Origin of the sequence: Streptacidiphilus sp. P02-A3a, assembly GCF_014084105.1 — a bacterium.
Classification (GTDB): Bacteria; Actinomycetota; Actinomycetes; order Streptomycetales; family Streptomycetaceae; genus Streptacidiphilus.
The window spans coordinates 733,987-750,914 of sequence record NZ_CP048289.1 but is presented as its reverse complement, the minus strand read 5'-3'; the positions used below and the strand labels follow the sequence as shown (position 1 = coordinate 750,914).

General features: G+C 72.2%; 17 protein-coding genes and 1 pseudogene. 11 read left to right on the top strand and 7 right to left on the bottom strand.

Translation table 11 applies throughout. The annotated features are described in order from the left end of the window. Positions 1-158 precede the first annotated feature (158 nt). Positions 159-1,193, top strand: coding sequence for a terpene cyclase (locus GXP74_RS03525; protein WP_182449948.1), 1,035 nt, complete (start codon positions 159-161; stop codon positions 1,191-1,193). 42 nt (positions 1,194-1,235) lie between these two features. Here the strand turns inward: GXP74_RS03525 and GXP74_RS03520 are convergent, their stop codons facing one another. Together GXP74_RS03520 and GXP74_RS03515 are read right to left on the bottom strand one after the other, a co-directional pair. After that, positions 1,236-1,607 (bottom strand): hypothetical protein, encoded by a 372-nt coding sequence (locus tag GXP74_RS03520; protein WP_182449947.1) that lies wholly within the window; start codon positions 1,605-1,607, stop codon positions 1,236-1,238. 25 nt (positions 1,608-1,632) lie between these two features. Beyond that, complete coding sequence (locus tag GXP74_RS03515) at positions 1,633-2,784, bottom strand: esterase family protein (RefSeq protein WP_182449946.1); 1,152 nt, start codon at positions 2,782-2,784, stop codon at positions 1,633-1,635. Positions 2,785-2,974: 190 nt separating this feature from the next. Between GXP74_RS03515 and GXP74_RS03510 the strand changes: the two genes are divergently transcribed. Beyond that, positions 2,975-3,595 (top strand): TetR/AcrR family transcriptional regulator, encoded by a 621-nt coding sequence (locus GXP74_RS03510; RefSeq protein ID WP_182449945.1) that lies wholly within the window; start codon positions 2,975-2,977, stop codon positions 3,593-3,595. 9 nt (positions 3,596-3,604) lie between these two features. Here GXP74_RS03510 and GXP74_RS03505 read toward each other — a convergent pair whose 3' ends face one another. Together GXP74_RS03505 and GXP74_RS03500 are read right to left on the bottom strand one after the other, a co-directional pair. Next, complete coding sequence (locus GXP74_RS03505) at positions 3,605-4,876, bottom strand: MFS transporter (protein ID WP_182449944.1); 1,272 nt, start codon at positions 4,874-4,876, stop codon at positions 3,605-3,607. 125 nt (positions 4,877-5,001) lie between these two features. Then, entirely contained in the window at positions 5,002-6,915 is a 1,914-nt protein-coding gene (locus GXP74_RS03500; protein ID WP_182449943.1) for an RICIN domain-containing protein, read from the bottom strand. Positions 6,916-7,370: 455 nt separating this feature from the next. On the opposite strand from GXP74_RS03500, the gene GXP74_RS03495 reads away from it, so the two are divergent. Then, positions 7,371-8,420, top strand: coding sequence for a LacI family DNA-binding transcriptional regulator (locus GXP74_RS03495; RefSeq protein WP_182449942.1), 1,050 nt, complete (start codon positions 7,371-7,373; stop codon positions 8,418-8,420). 49 nt (positions 8,421-8,469) lie between these two features. Here GXP74_RS03495 and GXP74_RS03490 read toward each other — a convergent pair whose 3' ends face one another. Then, entirely contained in the window at positions 8,470-8,751 is a 282-nt protein-coding gene (locus GXP74_RS03490) for a hypothetical protein (protein ID WP_182449941.1), read from the bottom strand. A 281-nt stretch (positions 8,752-9,032) separates the two neighbouring features. On the opposite strand from GXP74_RS03490, the gene GXP74_RS03485 reads away from it, so the two are divergent. Next, positions 9,033-9,926, top strand: coding sequence for a YihY/virulence factor BrkB family protein (locus GXP74_RS03485; RefSeq protein ID WP_182449940.1), 894 nt, complete (start codon positions 9,033-9,035; stop codon positions 9,924-9,926). Positions 9,927-10,609: 683 nt separating this feature from the next. Further along, a pseudogene (locus GXP74_RS03480) lies at positions 10,610-10,964 on the top strand (LacI family DNA-binding transcriptional regulator); the annotation flags it as partial. 10 nt (positions 10,965-10,974) lie between these two features. On the opposite strand, the gene GXP74_RS03475 reads toward GXP74_RS03480, so the two are convergent. Both GXP74_RS03475 and GXP74_RS03470 read right to left on the bottom strand, forming a co-directional pair. Further along, entirely contained in the window at positions 10,975-11,661 is a 687-nt protein-coding gene (locus GXP74_RS03475; protein ID WP_182449938.1) for a DUF6879 family protein, read from the bottom strand. Between the two features lie 127 nt (positions 11,662-11,788). Continuing rightward, positions 11,789-12,340, bottom strand: coding sequence for a flagellar hook-length control protein (locus GXP74_RS03470; protein ID WP_182449937.1), 552 nt, complete (start codon positions 12,338-12,340; stop codon positions 11,789-11,791). Between the two features lie 225 nt (positions 12,341-12,565). On the opposite strand from GXP74_RS03470, the gene GXP74_RS03465 reads away from it, so the two are divergent. The 6 genes from GXP74_RS03465 to GXP74_RS03440 all read left to right on the top strand — a co-directional run bounded on the left by GXP74_RS03465 (position 12,566) and on the right by GXP74_RS03440 (position 16,921). Then, a complete protein-coding gene (locus GXP74_RS03465; protein WP_182449936.1) occupies positions 12,566-12,826 on the top strand; it encodes a hypothetical protein in 261 nt (86 codons plus the stop codon). Beyond that, positions 12,823-13,266, top strand: coding sequence for a PIN domain-containing protein (locus GXP74_RS03460; RefSeq protein ID WP_182449935.1), 444 nt, complete (start codon positions 12,823-12,825; stop codon positions 13,264-13,266). Before GXP74_RS03465 ends, GXP74_RS03460 begins: the two co-directional genes overlap by 4 nt. Before the next feature lie 139 nt (positions 13,267-13,405). Further along, complete coding sequence (locus GXP74_RS03455; protein WP_182449934.1) at positions 13,406-14,374, top strand: metal ABC transporter solute-binding protein, Zn/Mn family; 969 nt, start codon at positions 13,406-13,408, stop codon at positions 14,372-14,374. After that, the gene (locus tag GXP74_RS03450) at positions 14,371-15,240 is read left to right on the top strand and encodes a metal ABC transporter ATP-binding protein (protein WP_182449933.1); all 870 of its coding nucleotides are present in this window, start codon (positions 14,371-14,373) and stop codon (positions 15,238-15,240) included. Before GXP74_RS03455 ends, GXP74_RS03450 begins: the two co-directional genes overlap by 4 nt. After that, entirely contained in the window at positions 15,237-16,103 is an 867-nt protein-coding gene (locus GXP74_RS03445; protein WP_182449932.1) for a metal ABC transporter permease, read from the top strand. Before GXP74_RS03450 ends, GXP74_RS03445 begins: the two co-directional genes overlap by 4 nt. Continuing rightward, positions 16,103-16,921, top strand: coding sequence for a metal ABC transporter permease (locus GXP74_RS03440; protein WP_182449931.1), 819 nt, complete (start codon positions 16,103-16,105; stop codon positions 16,919-16,921). Before GXP74_RS03445 ends, GXP74_RS03440 begins: the two co-directional genes overlap by 1 nt. Positions 16,922-16,928 lie beyond the last annotated feature (7 nt).

Here is a 16,928-nt window from a genome sequence, read left to right as displayed (position 1 = left end):
TTGACGTCGTATCACTGGACTTCGCCAGTGTCGGAACCCGGCACCCCCACCCCGCTGTCCCAGGGCCGAGTGACTGATTGCAGACTGCTTGAAAGTGACACTTTCTAGTAGCGTCGTGAACACTTGAGTCCGACTGTGAGAGGAGATGCAATCCAATCGTGGAGCTGAACCTCCCTTTCCCCAGGCGCATCAGCACCCATCAAGCATCAGCCACCGCGCACAACCTCGACTGGCTCCAGTCGCACGGCATGCTCACCAGCCCCGAGGCGATCGAGCTCTACCACCGCTGGGACATGCCCGACCTTGCCGCGCGCAGCTTTCCGGACCTCGATGCCGACGAACTTGCCCTGGCTACCGACCTGTTCAGCTTCTACTTCCTCTTCGACGACCAGTTCGACGGCGAGTTGGGGCTGCGCCCGGCCGACGTCACCCAGGCCTGCGACTCGCTGGTCGCCATCGTCCACGGGGACACCAAGCGGATCCCCGACTCACCGGTGAACTCCTCCTTCGCGGACCTGTGGCGGCGCTGTTCCGAGGGGATGTCCCCACGCTGGCGGGCGCGGGCGGCGAGTAACTGGGAGTGGTACTTCTCCGCGCACCCGAGCGAGGCGCTGGGGCGGCTGCGGGCCACCGAGTCCTCGGTGGACGTCCCCGACCGGTCGGCGTACCTGATGCTGCGCCGGGGTGCGGACGGCACCGAGACGGTACTGGACATGATCGAGCGGTTCGCGGACGAGATCCCGGCCGCCGCCTTCCACAGCCCGCAGCTCAAGCTGATGCGCCAACTCGCCGCCGACGCTCCCGCGTTCAGCAACGACGTGTACTCCTACAACAAGGAGGCACCCCGCGGCGACGTGTACAACCTGGTGGTGATCCTGCAGCACCAGCGGCAGTGCGGGCGCGCGGAGGCCGCCGCCGCGGTGCAGGCCGAGACCCAGTGGATGATCGACCAGTACCAGCAACTCTCGCACGAGGTACCGGAGATGTGCGTACGCCTGGGCCTGGACCGGGTCCAGCGGCGGGCCGTCGAGCGGTACGCGGAGGGCCTGGCCGCCTGGATGGCCGGCTACTTCCACTGGGAGAGCCACACCGCCCGCTACCGCCCGGAGGGTTCGCCCCCGGTGGACCAGCCCGGGCACCTTGAGTCGCTGCTGGACGTGCGGGTCGACCGCTCGTCCGGCGCCTTCCGCTAGGGCCCCGGCCGCGGCCACCGCGCGGTGGCCCGGCCGGGCCGGTCAGCCGTCGCCCGGCGGCTCCTCCAGGCAGTACCCGGGCAGCGGTACCGGGCTGGGATGGCAGTCCGGTGCCGGGCGGTCGATCAGGAAGATGTCGGCCGGGTTCCGGTGCCCGGCGTGCCGCACCGGGGTCGCGTTCGGGTCGCTGAACAGGTCGCTGACGCTGACGATCAGACCGCCGTAGGCGATGTTGACCGAGATCAGCACCGCCAGCGCGGTCGCCGCGTAGCTGCCCGCCAGCAGTCCGACCCGGGCCAGCGCCCGCAGCGGACGCGGTCCGCGGACCCGGTTCCACAGCAGCACCGCCCCGCAGGTGACCAGGACGGCGACCGCGATCGTGGTGAACTGGAGTGTCCCACTGGTGAGTTGCATGAGAGTTCCTCGGCTTCGGCGGTCGTCAGGTGGGTCCGGTCAGCCGCTGGGACAGCCAGGTGAAGGCGGTCGGCAGCATCTTCTCCCAGGCGCTCTGGTTGTGGCCGCCGCCCAGCGGTGCGGTGAAGGACTGGACGTCGGTGTCCCGGGCGAGCGGGTTGGTCCGGGCGGCGGCGATCATCTGGACCGTCTCCGCGGCCGGGTCCACCAGGTCCTGGTCGCTGGCGGTCATCAGCAGCGAGACCGCCGGGGTCCGGGTGTGCCCGACCAGCCACAGCGGGCTGTTCTCCCGGTCGAGCGCCGGATCGTCGGTCAGCTCGACCGAGTCCGGGGTGTAGTAGCCGGAGAGCGAGACCGCCGCCCGGTACAGGTCCGGGTACTGGAGCACCAGTTTGGCGGCGCAGAAGCCGCCGGTGGAGTAGCCCATCAGGCCCCAGCTCTCCGGCCCCGGCTCGGCCCGGAAGCTGTCCAGCACCATCGTCCGCACGTCCCGGGTCAGCCAGGTGCCGACCCGGGCGTCGCCGGGGATGTCGCTGCACTCCTCGTTGTCCCCGGGGGTGGTGTGCCCGCGGACCGGGGTGACCTGGGGGACGACCAGGATGAACGGGTGGACCTGCCCGCCGCGTTCGGCCGCCTCCAGGTGGGCCACCACGTTCATCGGGCCCATCCAGCCCTGCGGTGAGCCCCACACCCCGTGCAGCAGCTCCAGCACCGGGAACTGCCGCCCCGGGTCGGCCGCGTACTGCGGCGGCGTCCACACGTAGACCCGGGCGGTGATCCCGGAGCCGGGCCCGGTCAGGGTGGTCACCCGGAAGCCGTCCGCGGCCGGGCGGAACCGCCGCCGGGTCGGGGTCGACCCGGTGAGCAGCACGGCCTTCGGCACGGTGCGCCCGACCAGGGCCACCGCGCCGGACTGACCGGCGAAGACACCGCCCCGGGTGCTCTCGTTGCCGAGCAGGTCCTGCCAGGTGACGATGAGTCCGCCGCTGGCGATGTTGATCCACACCAGGATGGCGGCCGTGGCCGCCAGCTGTCCGCCGACCAGGAGTACCGCCCGACCGGCCGCGCGCACCGCGCGCGGACCGGGCAGCCGGTTCCACAGCAGTAGCGTCGCCAGGGCGAACACAAACGCCAGTGCGATGGTCAACAGCTGGCACGAGTTGCTGATCGGGCTCATGGCACCCGCCTCTCCGCGCCCGTTATGCGCGGAGAAAGGCTAGTCCTCCCGACTCCTCCCGTCGGTGAGGCGCGGGCGTGTCCGGCGAACCGGGGCGCCGCCGCCGGGCCGCGATCTCGGGTCGCGATCTTGGGTCGGGGACGCTGTTGTACGGTGTGGCCACGGCAGCGCGGACGGCGGAGGGACACCCATGGGCGAGGCGGCGGCAGGGGCTTCCCGGGGGCGCCCGCGCAGCGAGCGCGCCCGGGCGGCGGTGCTGGACGCGGCGGCCGACCTGCTGGTGACCGGCGGCATCGACGCGGTGACCATGGAGGCCATCGCGGCCCGCGCCCAGGTCAGCAAGGCCACCGTGTACAAGTGGTGGCCGTCGCGCGCCCATGTGATGCTGGAGAGCTTCTTCAGCCGGAGCACGCACACCATCGTGGTGGACCCGGAGCGCACCCTCAGCGAACAGCTGACCGCCCAACTCGGCGTGCTGGCGCGGCTGTTCCGGGAGACCGAGTCGGGGCCGCTGATGGCCGACCTGGTGGCCGCCGCCCAGGCCGACCCGGACATCAGGGCGGCGCTGGAGGAGCGCTGGATCCGCCCGCGCCGCCAGGTGGTGATCCGGCTGCTGACGGCGGCGGTGGCCAGCGGTGAACTGGACCCCGCCACCGACATCCCGGCCGCGGTCGACCAGTTGTTCGCCCCGGTCTACTACCGACTGCTGATCGGGCACGAGCCGCTGCACGACGGACTGGCGGCGACCATGGTCCGGCAGCTGCTGAACGGGCTGCGCCCGCAGCCGCCGATCCCGGCGGGAGCGGGCTGAGCGGCCCGGTCAGACCAGCCGCTGCCGGGCCTCGGCGCGCAGCTGGCGTACCGTCGAGACCCCCCAGACGGCCAGCGCCAGCAGCGGCAGGGCACCGCCGAGCAGGGTGACCCCGGTCCAGCCGTAGGAGTCGTGGACGGCGCCGGAGACCCCGGACGCCAGCGCGCCGCCGAGGAACACCGAGGTCATGAAGACGGTGTTGACCCGCGCCCGGGCGTCCGCCCGCAGTCCGTAGATCTCCCGCTGGCTGAACACCTGGTGCCCCTGCACCGCGAGGTCGAGCAGCACCCCGGACAGCGCCAGCAGCAGCAGGTTGCCCGCGCCGAGGCAGGCCAGCAGCATCGCCGCCACCGCCAGCAGCAGTGCCACGCCGCTGCCGAGGCGGCCGTGCCCCCGGTCGCCGAGGCGTCCGGCCAGCGGCGCCGCCGCCGCGCCCGCCGCGCCGACCAGGGCGAACACCCCGATGCCGACCTGGCCCAGGTGGTGCCGCCCGATCAGCTCGAACGAGACCGAGGTCCAGTAGCAGCTGAACGCGCCGAACATCAGCGCCTGGCACAGCGCCCGGCGCCGCAGCGCGGGCTCCTCCCGGGCCAGCCGGACGATGGACCGCATCAGCTGCGGGTAGCCGCCGCTGTGGTGGGGCTGCCGCTTCGGCAGCACCCGCAGCAGCAGTACCGACAGCGCGACCATCAGCACCGCGGAGACCAGGTAGATGGTGCGCCAGCCCCAGGCGGCCGCGACCAGGCTGGAGACGGTGCGGGCCAGCAGGATGCCCAGCAGCAGCCCGCTCATCACGGTGCCGACCACCCGGCCGCGCTGCTGCTCGGGGGCGAAGTGCGCGGCGAACGGGATCAGGATCTGGGCGACCACCGAGGTCGCGCCGACCAGCACCGACATGGCCAGGAACACCCCGAAGTCCGGCGCGAGCCCGGCGGCGACCAGGGCCACCGAGGTCACCAGCAGCGTGCGCGCCGCCAGCGCCCGGTTCTCCAGCAGGTCGCCCAGCGGCAGCAGCAGCACCATGCCGAGGGCGTAGCCGAGCTGGGTGAGGGTGACCACCAGCGCGCTGCTGCCCTGGCTGACCCCGAAGGCCGCGGAGATCGGGGCGAGCAGCGGCTGGGCGTAGTAGATGTTCGCCACCGCCAGTCCGCAGCCGGTGGCGAGCACCAGGATCACCAGCCGCAGTCGGGCGGGCGAGAGCGCCAGTTCGGGTTCCGGGGCCGGGGGTACCCGGACCGTACCCGGTTCCGACTCCCGCACCTCGCTGTGGGACCTGTCCATCCGTGCCTCCCCTTTTTCCGGACGCTGCGTTCACTATATACGGCGGGGCCGGTGAACGCGGCCGTGCCGCTCGCCCGCCGGGGAGGGCGGCAGGCGAGCGGCACGGGGTCCGGGGTCGGGGAAGGTCAGCCGACCTGGTTCAGGGTGAACTTCTGCGAGACGCCGCCGGTGCAGGACCACTGCTGCAACTTGGTCCCGTCGGCGGTGGAGACCCCGGTGACATCCAGGCACTCACCGGTGTTGTTGCGCGGCGAGAAGCTGTAGCTGCCGTCGGCGTTGAGCACCGGTTCCCACTGCTGGTTGATGCCGCCGCCGTAGCTCCACAGCTGGATCGGGACGCCGTTGCCGGTGGCTCCGGCACCGCCGGTCACGTCCCAGGCCTCGGTGGGGGCGTTGCGGGTGACCACCTTGTAGAAGCCGCTGTCGGTGGGCTGGAACTGCCACTCCTGGTTGGTGTTGCCGCCGGTGCAGGACCACTGCTGGACGGCGGTGCCGTTGGCGGTGCCGCCGCCGGTGGCGTCCACGCACTTGCCGCTGTTGGTGTTGACCACCTGGTACCAGGCGCTGGGGTTGATCGCGCCGCCGCCGCTGGTGCCCGGCGTCCAGGTGAAGGTCGCCACCGCCTTCGCGGGCAGGGTGTAGGTGAACGCCTGGCCGTTCTCCGAGACGTTGAAGGTGTGCGCGTTGGCGGTGTCCGAGTTGAGCACCACCAGCGCGTCCGAGCCGTCCGGGTTCTGGAAGGCGACGTCCTCGACGTCACCGGAACCGAAGGTGTTGGAGTCGATCCGGACCGCGCCCGGCTTGACGAACTTGCTGGCCTGGCCGAGCGAGTAGTACTCGGCGTTGTAGGCGGCGGTCCCGGCGGTGTTGTCGACGGTCACCACACCGGTGCAGGTGGTGCAGTTCATCGACGGGCCGCCGCTCGGGTTCAGCGCCATGTTCCAGGTCGCCACGGACTTGGCCCAGTTGCGGGTGGCGCCGATGATCAGGTTCTCGGTCTGCCAGTCCAGCGAGTCCGAGAAGGTGTTGGCGGGGTTCGCCGACTGGCTGCCGGAGCACTCGGTGAAGTAGGTGTCGGTGCCCGGGTAGGCGTCGTGCACCGTGGTCTGCGCGCTGGGGTCGCCCGAGTAGCAGTGCCAGGCGACGCCGGAGACGTACTGGGCGGCGGTCGCGTTGCCGAGGATGGTCTCCGGGTAGCTGGTGTCGTTCCAGTTGTGGTCGTAGGCAAGGAGCTTGGTGCCCAGCCCGGACGCCTTCAGCGCCGGACCGAGGTAGTTCCCGATCAGCGTGGCTTCCTGACTGGCCGTCAGCGTCGATCCGGGGTAGTTGGACGGCGAGTACTCCGGCTCGTTCTGCGCGGTGAGCAGGGAGACCGGCACCCCCTGCGCCTGGTACGCCTGAAGGAACTTGACCAGGTAGTTCGCGTAGGCCTGGTAGTCGGCGGTGTTCAGGGTGCCGCCGACCATCGAGCCGCTGGTCTTCATCCAGCCCGGCGGGCTCCACGGCGTGGCCATCACCGTGGTCGACGGGTTGAGCTTCAACGCCTGCTGGAGCAGCGGGATGATGTAGCTGTCGTCGTGCGCCACCGAGAAGTTCGCCAGCGTCGGGTCGGTCTGACCGGCCGGCATGTCGTCGTAGCTGTAGCTGGACAGCGAGAAGTCCGAGGCGCCGATCGGCTGCCGCAGGAAGTCCAGGCCGATGCCCTGGTTCGGGTCGAACAGCTTGGTCATGATGGCGTTGCGCTGCGGCGAGTTGGCGATCAGCCAGGCCGAGGAGTCGGTCAGCGAGGCGCCGAAGCCGGTCATCGACTGGTAGCTGGTGGCGGGGTTGACGGTGATGGTCTCGCTGCCGGTTCCGCCGCCGGGCGCAAACACCGCGCCGGTCTGCGGGGCGAGCAGCTGGCTCTGGTCGGCCGTGGTCTCCCAGACCGAGACGGCAGCCCCACCGGTGGCGGCGTGGGCGGTGCTCAGTCCCATGACCGAGCCCGAGACCAGCGCCGCCGCGACCAGCGCCGCCGGGACGACCCTGGTACGCGACATGTGGAAGATGCGGGACAAAGGAGTCCTTCCTTCACTGAGGCCTTCACTGAGGCGTTCGGGACCCGCAGGCGGGCGGGTCCCGGCACACGGCCGGGCACGGCCGGTCCGGAGGGCGCCTGACGACGTCCCCCGGACCGGCCGCTGCTTCCCGTGCGGCGCGGATCCCGGGAATCCGCCGTCGGCGCCGTTGCGCCGCCGACGGCGGAGCGGGCCTTCGGCCCCCGGAAGTCGCGACCCCACCGCCGCGACCGGAGCTCCGCTTGGCAACCCGCATCCATGAAACATTGTGAAACAATTCCTGGAAACCGTGCGAAACACAGATAAGCGCCAGTGACTGGGGACTGTCAAGGGTTTTCACCGGCACTCCCCTGTCGTTCTCCGGAATTTCGGGCGGGTTTCCCGGCGCTGAGGATCATGGAGTAGGGTCCGTTTCATGAAACGAAACGCTGTAACACATGGCTAGGCCGAGAGCCGCCCACGTCACCGTCCGGGCCATCGCCGCCGAGGCCGGGGTCTCCATCGCGACCGTGTCGCGGGTGCTGAACGGCAGGGTGCAGGTCGCCCCGGAGACCCAGGAACTGGTCCGGCAGGCGGTCGAGCGCCTGGGCGCGCCCGCCCCGGCCCGGCGCGGCTCCCGGGACGGCGCGGTCTACGTCCGCTGCCCGTACGTGCTCAGCGACTACTTCGGCGTGATCGTCACCTCGATCGCCGACACCCTGGACCTGCACGGGCGGCGGATGATCCTCGGCGCGGGCGTGTCGGCCCAGGCCGCGCACGTGCTGCCGGGCCTCAACCAGGACCCGACCATCGCCGGGGCGGTGCTGATCCTGCCGCCGGAGCCGGGCGCCGAACTCCAAGCGCTGCGGGCGACCGGCTTCCCCTTCGTCGTGGTGGACCCGCGGACCACGCTGCCGCCGGACATCGCCTCCGTCTCCGCCGCCAACTTCACCGGGGCCCGCAGCGTCACCGCGCACCTGACCGCCCTCGGCCACCGCCGGATCGGGGTGATCGGCGGCCCCACCGAGTGGCTCGCCAGCGAGGCCCGGGCGGTCGGCCACACCTCGGCCCTGGCCGAGACCGGCGCGCTGCCCGACCCCCGGTTGCGGCGCAGCGTCGAACCCAGCACCGAGCACGGCTACCGCGCCGCCTGCGAACTGCTCGACCTGCCGGACCGGCCGACCGCGCTGGTCGGCTTCAACGACAAGGTCGCGGTGGGCATCCTGCGCGCGGCGCACGAGCGCGGGCTGCGGGTCCCCGAGGACCTCTCGGTCACCGGCTTCGACGACAGCAGCCTGAGCCACAGCACCATCCCGGCGCTGACCACCGTCCGCCAGCCGCTGGAGGAGATGGGCCGGCTCGCCGTCTCGCTGCTCACCCGGCTGCTGGAGGGCCACACCGTGGACACCCTGCACATCGAGCTGGCCACCCAGCTGCTGCCCCGGGCCTCCACCGGCGCCGTGCCGGGACCGCCGGAAGGCGGACCCGCGGGCAGCGGCCCGCGCTGAGGATCACCCCGAAGTGGCGCTCCAGCGTGCCCGGAATGCCGCGGACGGCTCAGGTCGGGTAGCCGGTCGGCGGGAAGTTCTCGCGGGCCTTCCGGTGGGTTCCGGCGTCAGTGGCGACCTCACCGCGCCCGGCCTCGCGGTCGACCTCGGCCTCCTCGTCCGCGTACTGCGCGTCCGGGCCCGCGTCGGCCTCCGGGTCCAGGCCCGCCTCCGCGCGTTCCTCCTCGGTCCGCTCCTCCAGGTCCCGCTCGTCCGGACGCCGGGGCAGACCGCCCCCGTGCCCGGTGTCCGGGTTGCCTTCGACCGCCTTGTTGGACTTGTGGTGGGCCATGGTTCCTCCTCGATGGGGGCGCCGGACTACTACCACTCAAGCCCGATACCCGCGAGTCCGCAAGCCGGGCCGACGCCGCCACCATCACGGCTCTGACCTGCCCGTTCTCCAGAACGGACGGTTGTCTTCGCCGCCCACCCGGCCACCGCTCCGGCGGACCGGGCCGACGTCGCGCCGGAGTCATGACACACCTCCGGGTGACGGTGACCCGCGCCGCCCGACCGCGAGCGGCTACCCTGGCTGCGACGCGCCACAGCGGGGACCAGGGGGAAGCGGCAACCATGAGCTCGTGGCGTCCGGCGATGCGCCGGGTCCTCGGCGAAGTGCGCGAGGACAACCTCGGCGACCGGGCCGCCGCGCTGACCTACTACGCCGTGCTGTCGCTGGTGCCCGCCCTGCTGGTGGTGATCTCCGCGCTCGGGACCGTCGGGCCCTCGGCCACCGCGCCGCTGATCCGCAACGTCCGGCAGCTGGCGCCGGGCCCCGCCCGGGACCTGGTCGCCCAGCTGCTGGCCAACCTGCAGCGGCAGCACGTCGCGGCGGGGCTGTTCGGGCTGCTCGGCGTGGTGTGGTCGGCCTCCGCGTACGCCGCCGCGTTCATCCGGGCCATGAACGCCGTCTACGACGTGCCCGAGGGCCGACCGCTGCGGGTGCTGCTGCCGCTGCGCGTCGGCCTGACCGTGCTGGCGCTGCTGCTGCTGACCGGTGTCATGGGGCTGGTCATCGCCAGCGGCGTGCTGACCAGCCGGGTCGGCCACGCGCTCGGCGTGAGCCAGGCCTCGCTCGCCGCCTGGCAGTGGGGCAAGTGGCCGCTGCTGATGGCGCTGCTCAGCCTGCTGGTCGCGCTGCTGTACTGGCTGGCGCCCAACGCCCGGCAGCCGTTCCGCTGGGGCACCACCGGCGGCGCGGTCGCGGTGCTGACCTGGGCCGCCGCCTCGGCCGGGTTCGCCCTCTACACCTCGCACCTGGGCTCGTACAACCGGGTCTACGGCAGCCTGGCGGCTTTGGTGACCTTCCTCATCTGGGTCTGGCTGTCCAACCTGGCGCTGCTGCTCGGGGCGGAGATCAACGCCGAACTGGACCGGCAACGCGCCATGGACAACGGCCACCCGGCCGACCAGGAGCCCTACATGGTCCTGCGCGGCGCCCGGAACCCGCACAGCGACGCACTCTGAGCGGGGGCGACGTCCGGCGGGCGACGTCGGTGGGCGTGACGCCGCCCGCACCCTCCGCGACACGTTCGGCACGACGCGGAGGGTGCGGGCGGGAGGGGCGCCTCGGTGGGGGACTGTCAGGTGATCCCCACGGTGGTGCCCAGCCGCTGGTCGGTGACCGAGCGGCCGATGTGGACGGCGTAGTCGCCGTGCGGGAGGGTCCACGCCCCGGTGGCGGTCCAGGGCGTCGCCCTCGGGCGCGGACAGGTAGACCTGGACCACCTCGGCGCCCGCCCGGGCGCCGGTGTTCTCCACGGTCACCTCGACCCGCACGTCGCCCGAGGCGGCGTCGCGGACCGCCGAGGCCGCGTGGTACGCCCAGTCGGTCCAGCCCAGACCGTGGCCGAAGGGCGCGGCCGGGACCGCGCCGGAGCGCAGCCAGCCTCGGTAGCCGACGTGCGCGCCCTCCCGGTACGCCAGCACGCCCGCCGCGTCCGGGACCGCGTCCGGCCAGCCGGTGAAGTCCTTGTCACTGGACAGGCCCCACAGGCCGCCGTAGAACAGCGTGATCGCGGGCAGCTGGTTGTAGACCACGCTCTGCAGCTGGTCGACTATCTGCTGTTGCGCGGCCGGATCGCTGGTCGCCTTCAGCCGCGCCAGCAGGGCGTCGGTGGTCGGGTCGCCGTAGCGCTCGTAGTTGGCGACGGTTCCGGGGCTACCGGCAGGCCTGCCGCGAGGCGGGCCTGCCGCGAGGCGGGCCTGCCGGTCCCGGACAACGACCAGATGGCGGTGGGCGCGATGGAGGAGCTGTCCGCGCGCGGCGTCCGGGTGCCGGAGGACATCGCGGTCACCGGCTTCGACGGCATCCCGCTGGGGCGGATGGTCCGCCCGTCACTGACCACCGTCCGGCAGCCGCTGCGGCAGATGGGCGAGGACGCGGTGCGGCTGCTGACGGAGCGTCTGACCGGGGACGAGCGCAAGCCGTTGTCGCTGATGCTGCCGGTTTCGCTGGCCCTGCGCGAGAGTTGCGGCTGCGCCCCGGAGCAGGCGGCGCAGTGACGTCGGACGGTCAGAGCCACCCCCGGCGGGCGGCCTTGCACCCGGCCTCGAAGCGGCTGACCGCGTCCAGCCGCTCCATCAGCCGCGCGGTCATCCGCCGGACCGACCGCAGCGACATGCCCAGGTGTTTCCCGGCCCGCTCGTCGGTGCTCCCGGCGGCCAGCAGCCGCAGCAGCCGGAGTTCGGTGTCGGTCAGCTCCGGACCGCGATCGGCCGGCTCCCCCAGCGGCTCGGCGGCGCTCCAGGCCTGGTCGAAGGAGTGCCGCAGCGCCGACACCACACTGTCGTCCCCGATCAGCGCCGAGCCCTTGCTGCGGTCGCCCTGGTCCATCGGCAGCAGGACCAGCCTGCGGTCGAAGATGAACATGTTCGGCGGCGGCATCGCCACGGTCCGCACCGAGGCGCCCTGGGCGACCGCACGCCGGGCGCTGTCACGCACCCCGCTGCTGCCACGGGCCCGCTCCGGATAGAGGATCCGCAGCTGCACGCCACCGGCCAGGGCTCGCCGGTAAAGCGGTTGCGCGGCACGGGGGCTGACGGTGGCACAGCCTTCGATCGGCAGCACCGCCAGGCATTCGAAGGCCAGGGTCGCGGCGGCCCGCTCCAGGAATCCGAGCGTCGCCGCCGCGCCGAGCAGCGGCCCGGTTTCCCCGCGCGTCTTCTCAACGGGTAAGTGGCCTAAGCCATCTGAAGTCATGTCATATCAGGGTAGGGATCCCGGCGGCCGGACATCAGGGGGTTTTTGGCCGCAACCGGCGCGCCCCCGCCCGGCGCGCGCGGGGCGCACCGGGCGGGGGTCGGTCAGTGGATCGGCAACTCCTTTGTCAGTCCCAGGGGTTGGCCTGCTGGTCGTCGATCGCGACCCAGAACCGGACCCCGGTGGGGATGGTGCCGTAGGCCCAGAAGGACCAGCCGCCGGTGCTGGCCAGGCCCGTCCCGTAGTGGCCGGCGTGGAACTCGGCCTCCTTGGCGCCGGTGCCGAAGTCCGTGGCACACAGCGCGTCCGCCGTGGCCTCGCTGGTCAGCGTGGTGCCGGAGACGGCGGGGGTCAGCCTGACCCAGCCCTCGGCCCAGCCGGCGTAGAAGCCGGGCGTGACGTCGGCGGGCGCCGGAGCCCCGTTGGCGACCAGACACAGCACCGGCAGCACAGCCGTGGCCGGGGTGTCGCCCTGGTAGGCGTTGGTGGTGGCGTCGTAGCTGACATGCACCTCGCCGTTGGACTGCTGGCTGGCCACGGTCCAGGTCATTCCGGCGTGGGTGGCGGTGTCCAGGTGCACGGTGGCGGCCTGGACAGCGCCACCGGTGGCCAACAGGCCGCCGGTGACCACGGCGGTCGCGGCGAGGGCCGCCAGACGTGTGCGGGGCAGGATTTTCATGGGAATTCCTTCCTCGTACAGGGAACGGAACGCAGCGCCGTCCACGGCCGTCGGACGATCGCTGCGGCAACACCAGGACGCTAACCGCGCCCCCGCCCCACCGCACCGCCCCCGCCCGGGCCTGGCACCTTCCTGCCCGATCGCCCCCGAACTATTGTCATGTCCCCCGAAATCTGACCTCCCCACACCGGCTCACAGCGCCCGCCCGGTGGTAAGATTTGAAGTATGGCGACCAAGAAGATCACGGTGACCGTGCCCGAGGAACTCGTCGCGTCGATTCGGGGCCGGGTCAAGGACCGGGAGTTCTCCGCGTACATCACCCAGGCGCTGCAACGTCAGGACGAACTCGACCGACTGCGCGAACTCGGGGACCGACTGGAGGCCGAACACGGCGTCATGACGGAAGCCGACTGGGACGACGCCCATGCGAGGGTGGCCGCCATCGACGCGCGCCACGAGGCACACCGCTCCACCGACGCCGCGTGACTCCGCGCGGCATCCGCACTCCCCTGCAACGCACCTACGTCTTCGACTCGGAGGCGCTTTCCCGAGCGGTACGAGGCGACAGGGAGCTGAAGCAGATCATCAAGATCGCACCGGAACTCGGCATTCGCGTCGCCACCTCGGCCCTGACCACGCTTGAGTCCTTCGACCCCCGTCGCGGTGCGCAGCACCCACTGTGGGACTGGTCACTGTCCAGGATCACCGTGGTGCATACCAGCGACCCGATCGTGCGCACGGCACGCCTCCTGCTGACCCGCGCCGGGCTCCACGGCCACAAGTACGCCATCGACGCCGTGCTGGCGGCAGTAGCCCTCGCCGAGGCCGCCAACGCCGATCAGGTGACCCTCTTCACCTCGGACACCGACGACATGCGGAAACTGCTCGGCGACGGCACGGCGGTCCTGATCGAACCGCTCAGCTGACCCACACATCGCCACCGGCCATCCCGAGCCGGGTCAGTCCGCCCGTCCGCTCCTTGCGAGGCTTGGTGAAAATGATTATCGTTTCGCCAGGGCCTTGCCGCACCAGTCGGCGCGGCACGACCTAGGGGAGCGGATCACGATGACCAGGCAGACAGCACTTCTCCGGCGCGGGACAGCGGTCGGCGCGGCCGCGATCACGGTGGCGCTGCTCGCCGGGGGCTGCTCGTCCTCGGCCGAGCCCCGGGCGAGCGCCGACGGGGCGGCTGCCAGGAGCGGCGGCGGCACGATCACCGTGGTCGGGGCGGAGAACGAGTACGCGAACGTGCTCGCGCAGATCGGCGGGAAGTACGTCAGGACCGTCGCGGTCATGAGCGACCCCAACACCGACCCGCACACCTTCGAGGCCAGCCCCGCCGTCGCCCAGGAGGTCGGCTCCGCCCAGCTCGTGGTGCAGAACGGCGTCGGCTACGACACCTTCATGAACACCGTCGAGAAGGCGACGCCCAGTTCCAGCCGCCAGGTGATCGACGTGCAGAGCCTGCTCGGACTGCCGGACAGCACCGCCAACCCGCACCTCTGGTACGACCCCGCCACCATGCCCGAGGTGGCCGGGGCCATCGCGGCCGACCTGGCCCGGATCCAACCGGCCGACGCCGGGTACTTCCAAGCCGACCTGAGCGCCTTCGACGCCTCGCTGGCCCCCTGGAACCGGGCGATCGCGGCGTTCAAGGCCGCCCACCCGGGCATGCCGGTGGCCACCACCGAGCCGGTGGCCGACTACCTGCTCACCGCGATCGGGGCGGACAACCTGACCCCGTGGTCCTTCCAGGCCGACATCATGAACGGGGTCGACCCCTCGCCGCAGGACGCCGCCCTGGAGACCTCGCTGTTCACCCAGCACAAGGTCAAGGTCTTCCTGTACAACCAGCAGGTCACCGACTCGCTCACGGCCAGGTTCCAGAACCTGGCCAGGCAGCACGGCATCCCGGTCGTGGGCGTCTACGAGACCATGCCCACCGACGGCTACACGTACCAGAGTTGGATGCTGGCCGAGGTCAACGCGGTGAGCCGGGCGCTGGCCACCGGCCAGTCCACGGAGAAACTGTGACGCCCGGAGCCGGGTCGGCCGGGTCGGCCCGGTCCCAGGACGACCGCCCGGAGATCCTGGGCGTCGACGGGATCAGCGTCGCCCTGTCCGGCCGCCGGATCCTCGACGACATCCGCTTCTCCGTCCGCGCGGGCGAGTTGACCGGCCTGATCGGCTCCAACGGCGCGGGCAAGACCACGCTGTTCCGGGTCGTCCTCGGGCTCCAGCCCGCGACCACCGGCCGGGTACTGGTCGCGGGTCGGCCCCGGAGCGGGCGCAGCCGCCTGGTCGGCTACGTCCCGCAGAAGATGCTGCTCGACCCGGACGTCCCGATGCGGGCCCGCGACGTGGTCGCCCTCGGGCTGGACGGCCACCGGCTCGGCATGCCGGTGCGCTCGGCCGAACGCCGCCGCCTGGTCGACGCGATGCTGGACGCGGTGGGCGCCCGGGGCTTCGCCGACGCCCGCGTCGGCCACCTCTCCGGCGGCGAGCAGCAGCGGGTGCTGATCGCCCACGCGCTGGTCAGCGGGCCGAAGTTGCTGCTGCTCGACGAGCCGCTGGCCAACCTGGACCTGCGCGGCGAGCAGGAGGTGGTGGAACTGCTGGCGCGGATCGCGGGCGAGCAGCGGATCTCGGTGCTGATCTCGGCGCACGACATGAACCCGCTGCTGCCGGTGATGGACCGGATCGTCTACCTGGCCGACGGCCGGGCGGTGAGCGGGACGGTGGACGAGGTGGTCCGCTCCGAGGTGCTGACCGGCCTGTACCGGCACCCGGTGGACGTGCTGCGGGTCCACGACCGGATCCTGGTGGTCGGCGGCCCGCGCGCCGCCGACCCGGACAGGTCCGGTGCGGCCCTGGCGGGCAGCGAGGTGCGGGGCCGGTGAGCGGTGTGCCGCACTGGGTGTTCGAGCCCGGGCTGTTCGGCAGCGACGCGGTGCGGACGGCGGTCCTGGTGGGCGGCGCGGTCGCGGCGGTGTCCGCGCTGGTGGGGGTACTCACGGTGATCCGGGGGCAGTCGTTCGCCGGGCACGCGCTGGCGGACGTCGGCGCCGCCGGCGGCTCCGGGGCGTTCCTGATCGGGCTGAACCCGCTGTGGGGCTTCGTCGGCAGCGCCGTGGTCGCCGCCGGGATCATGGAGTCGGTCGGGATCCGCCGCCCGCGCGGCCGGGATCTGGCCACCGGCATCGTGCTGGGGGCCGGGCTCGGACTGGCGGCGCTGTTCCTGTACTGGGACACCACCTGGTCCAACACCACCGGTGCCTCGATGACGGTGCTGTTCGGCTCGATGTTCGTGATCAGCGGCCCGACGGTGCAACTCGTGCTCGGTTTCAGCACGTTCGTGCTGGCGGTCGTCGTCCTGCTGTACCGGATGCTGCTGCTCAGCTCGCTCCATCCGGACCTGGCGGCGGCGCGCGGGGTGCCGGTGCGGCTGGTCGGCGGCTGCTACCTGGCGGCGCTGGCGGTCACCGTCTCGCTGTCGGCGATGACCATCGGCGCGGTGCTCAGCACCGCGCTGCTGATCGGCCCGGCCGCCACCGCGCTGCGGCTGACCCGGCGTCCCGGCTGGGCCATGGTCCTGTCCGCCGCGATCGCGGTGGCCGCGACCTGGCTGGGGATCCTGCTGGCCTACGACAGCTACTACTGGGCGCCGGTCCGACGCGGCTGGCCGGTCAGCTTCTTCGTGGTGGTCCTGATCTTCGCCGGCTACCTGCTCACCCACCTGCCCGATCCTCGCCCGGAGGCGTGATGTTCTCCAGCTTCATGGTCGACACCTGGCTGGCCGCCTCCATGGTCGCCGTGGTCGCCGGGGTGGTGGGCTTCTTCGCGGTACTGCGCGGATCGGCCTTCGTCGCCCACGCGATCCCGCAGGGCGCCTTCGCCGGGGCCGCCGGAGCCGCCCTGATCGGCGCCGACACCATCCTCGGCCTGGGCGTGTTCTCGCTGGTCGGGGCGCTGGGCATCGGCTGGCTCGGCAGGCGCGGGCGCCACGACGTGGCCACCGCCCTGGCCCTGGTGGTGATGCTGGGGCTCGGCGCGCTGTTCCTCAGCATGAGCGTGGAGTACGCCCCCGAGATCTACTCGCTGCTGTTCGGCGAGGTCTTCGGCGTCAGCGCGGACGAGCTCGGGCCGATGGCCGTCCTCGGCGTGCTCTGCCTGGCCGCCGTCGCCCTGCTGTACCGGCCGCTGCTGTTCACCTCGGTGCTGCCGGAGGTGGCCGAGGCGCGCGGGGTGCGCGCGCACCGGATGGAGATGTGCTTCCTGGTCGTGGTCGCCGCCGCGACCAGCATGACCGTGCCGGTCGTCGGCGCCTTCCTGATGTTCAGCCTGATGATCGCCCCGGCCGGGACCGCCCGTTCCCTCACCGACCGGCCGCTGGCGGCCATGGGCCTGTCCGTCGCGGTCGCCCTGGCCACCGTGTGGACGGCGGTCGCCGCCTCCTACGAGACCCAGTGGCCGCTCGGGTTCTTCGTCGGCGTCGGCGGCGCGCTGTGCTACGGCCTCGGCCGCGCCTGGGCCTGGCGCCGCAGGACGCGCGCCGTCGCGCGGGTGGGCTCAGGGGGGTGACCGGTCT

Coding starts and splice junctions, on each gene's coding strand:
- GXP74_RS03510 (WP_182449945.1), top strand. CDS start 2,975: ATGGGCGAGGCGGCGGCAGGGGCTTCCCGGGGGCGCCCGCGCAGCGAG.
- GXP74_RS03515 (WP_182449946.1), bottom strand. CDS start 2,784: ATGAGCCCGATCAGCAACTCGTGCCAGCTGTTGACCATCGCACTGGCG.
- GXP74_RS03490 (WP_182449941.1), bottom strand. CDS start 8,751: ATGGCCCACCACAAGTCCAACAAGGCGGTCGAAGGCAACCCGGACACC.
- GXP74_RS03475 (WP_182449938.1), bottom strand. CDS start 11,661: ATGACTTCAGATGGCTTAGGCCACTTACCCGTTGAGAAGACGCGCGGG.
- GXP74_RS03505 (WP_182449944.1), bottom strand. CDS start 4,876: ATGGACAGGTCCCACAGCGAGGTGCGGGAGTCGGAACCGGGTACGGTC.
- GXP74_RS03485 (WP_182449940.1), top strand. CDS start 9,033: ATGAGCTCGTGGCGTCCGGCGATGCGCCGGGTCCTCGGCGAAGTGCGC.
- GXP74_RS03455 (WP_182449934.1), top strand. CDS start 13,406: ATGACCAGGCAGACAGCACTTCTCCGGCGCGGGACAGCGGTCGGCGCG.
- GXP74_RS03495 (WP_182449942.1), top strand. CDS start 7,371: ATGGCTAGGCCGAGAGCCGCCCACGTCACCGTCCGGGCCATCGCCGCC.
- GXP74_RS03500 (WP_182449943.1), bottom strand. CDS start 6,915: ATGTCGCGTACCAGGGTCGTCCCGGCGGCGCTGGTCGCGGCGGCGCTG.
- GXP74_RS03520 (WP_182449947.1), bottom strand. CDS start 1,607: ATGCAACTCACCAGTGGGACACTCCAGTTCACCACGATCGCGGTCGCC.
- GXP74_RS03470 (WP_182449937.1), bottom strand. CDS start 12,340: ATGAAAATCCTGCCCCGCACACGTCTGGCGGCCCTCGCCGCGACCGCC.
- GXP74_RS03440 (WP_182449931.1), top strand. CDS start 16,103: ATGTTCTCCAGCTTCATGGTCGACACCTGGCTGGCCGCCTCCATGGTC.
- GXP74_RS03465 (WP_182449936.1), top strand. CDS start 12,566: ATGGCGACCAAGAAGATCACGGTGACCGTGCCCGAGGAACTCGTCGCG.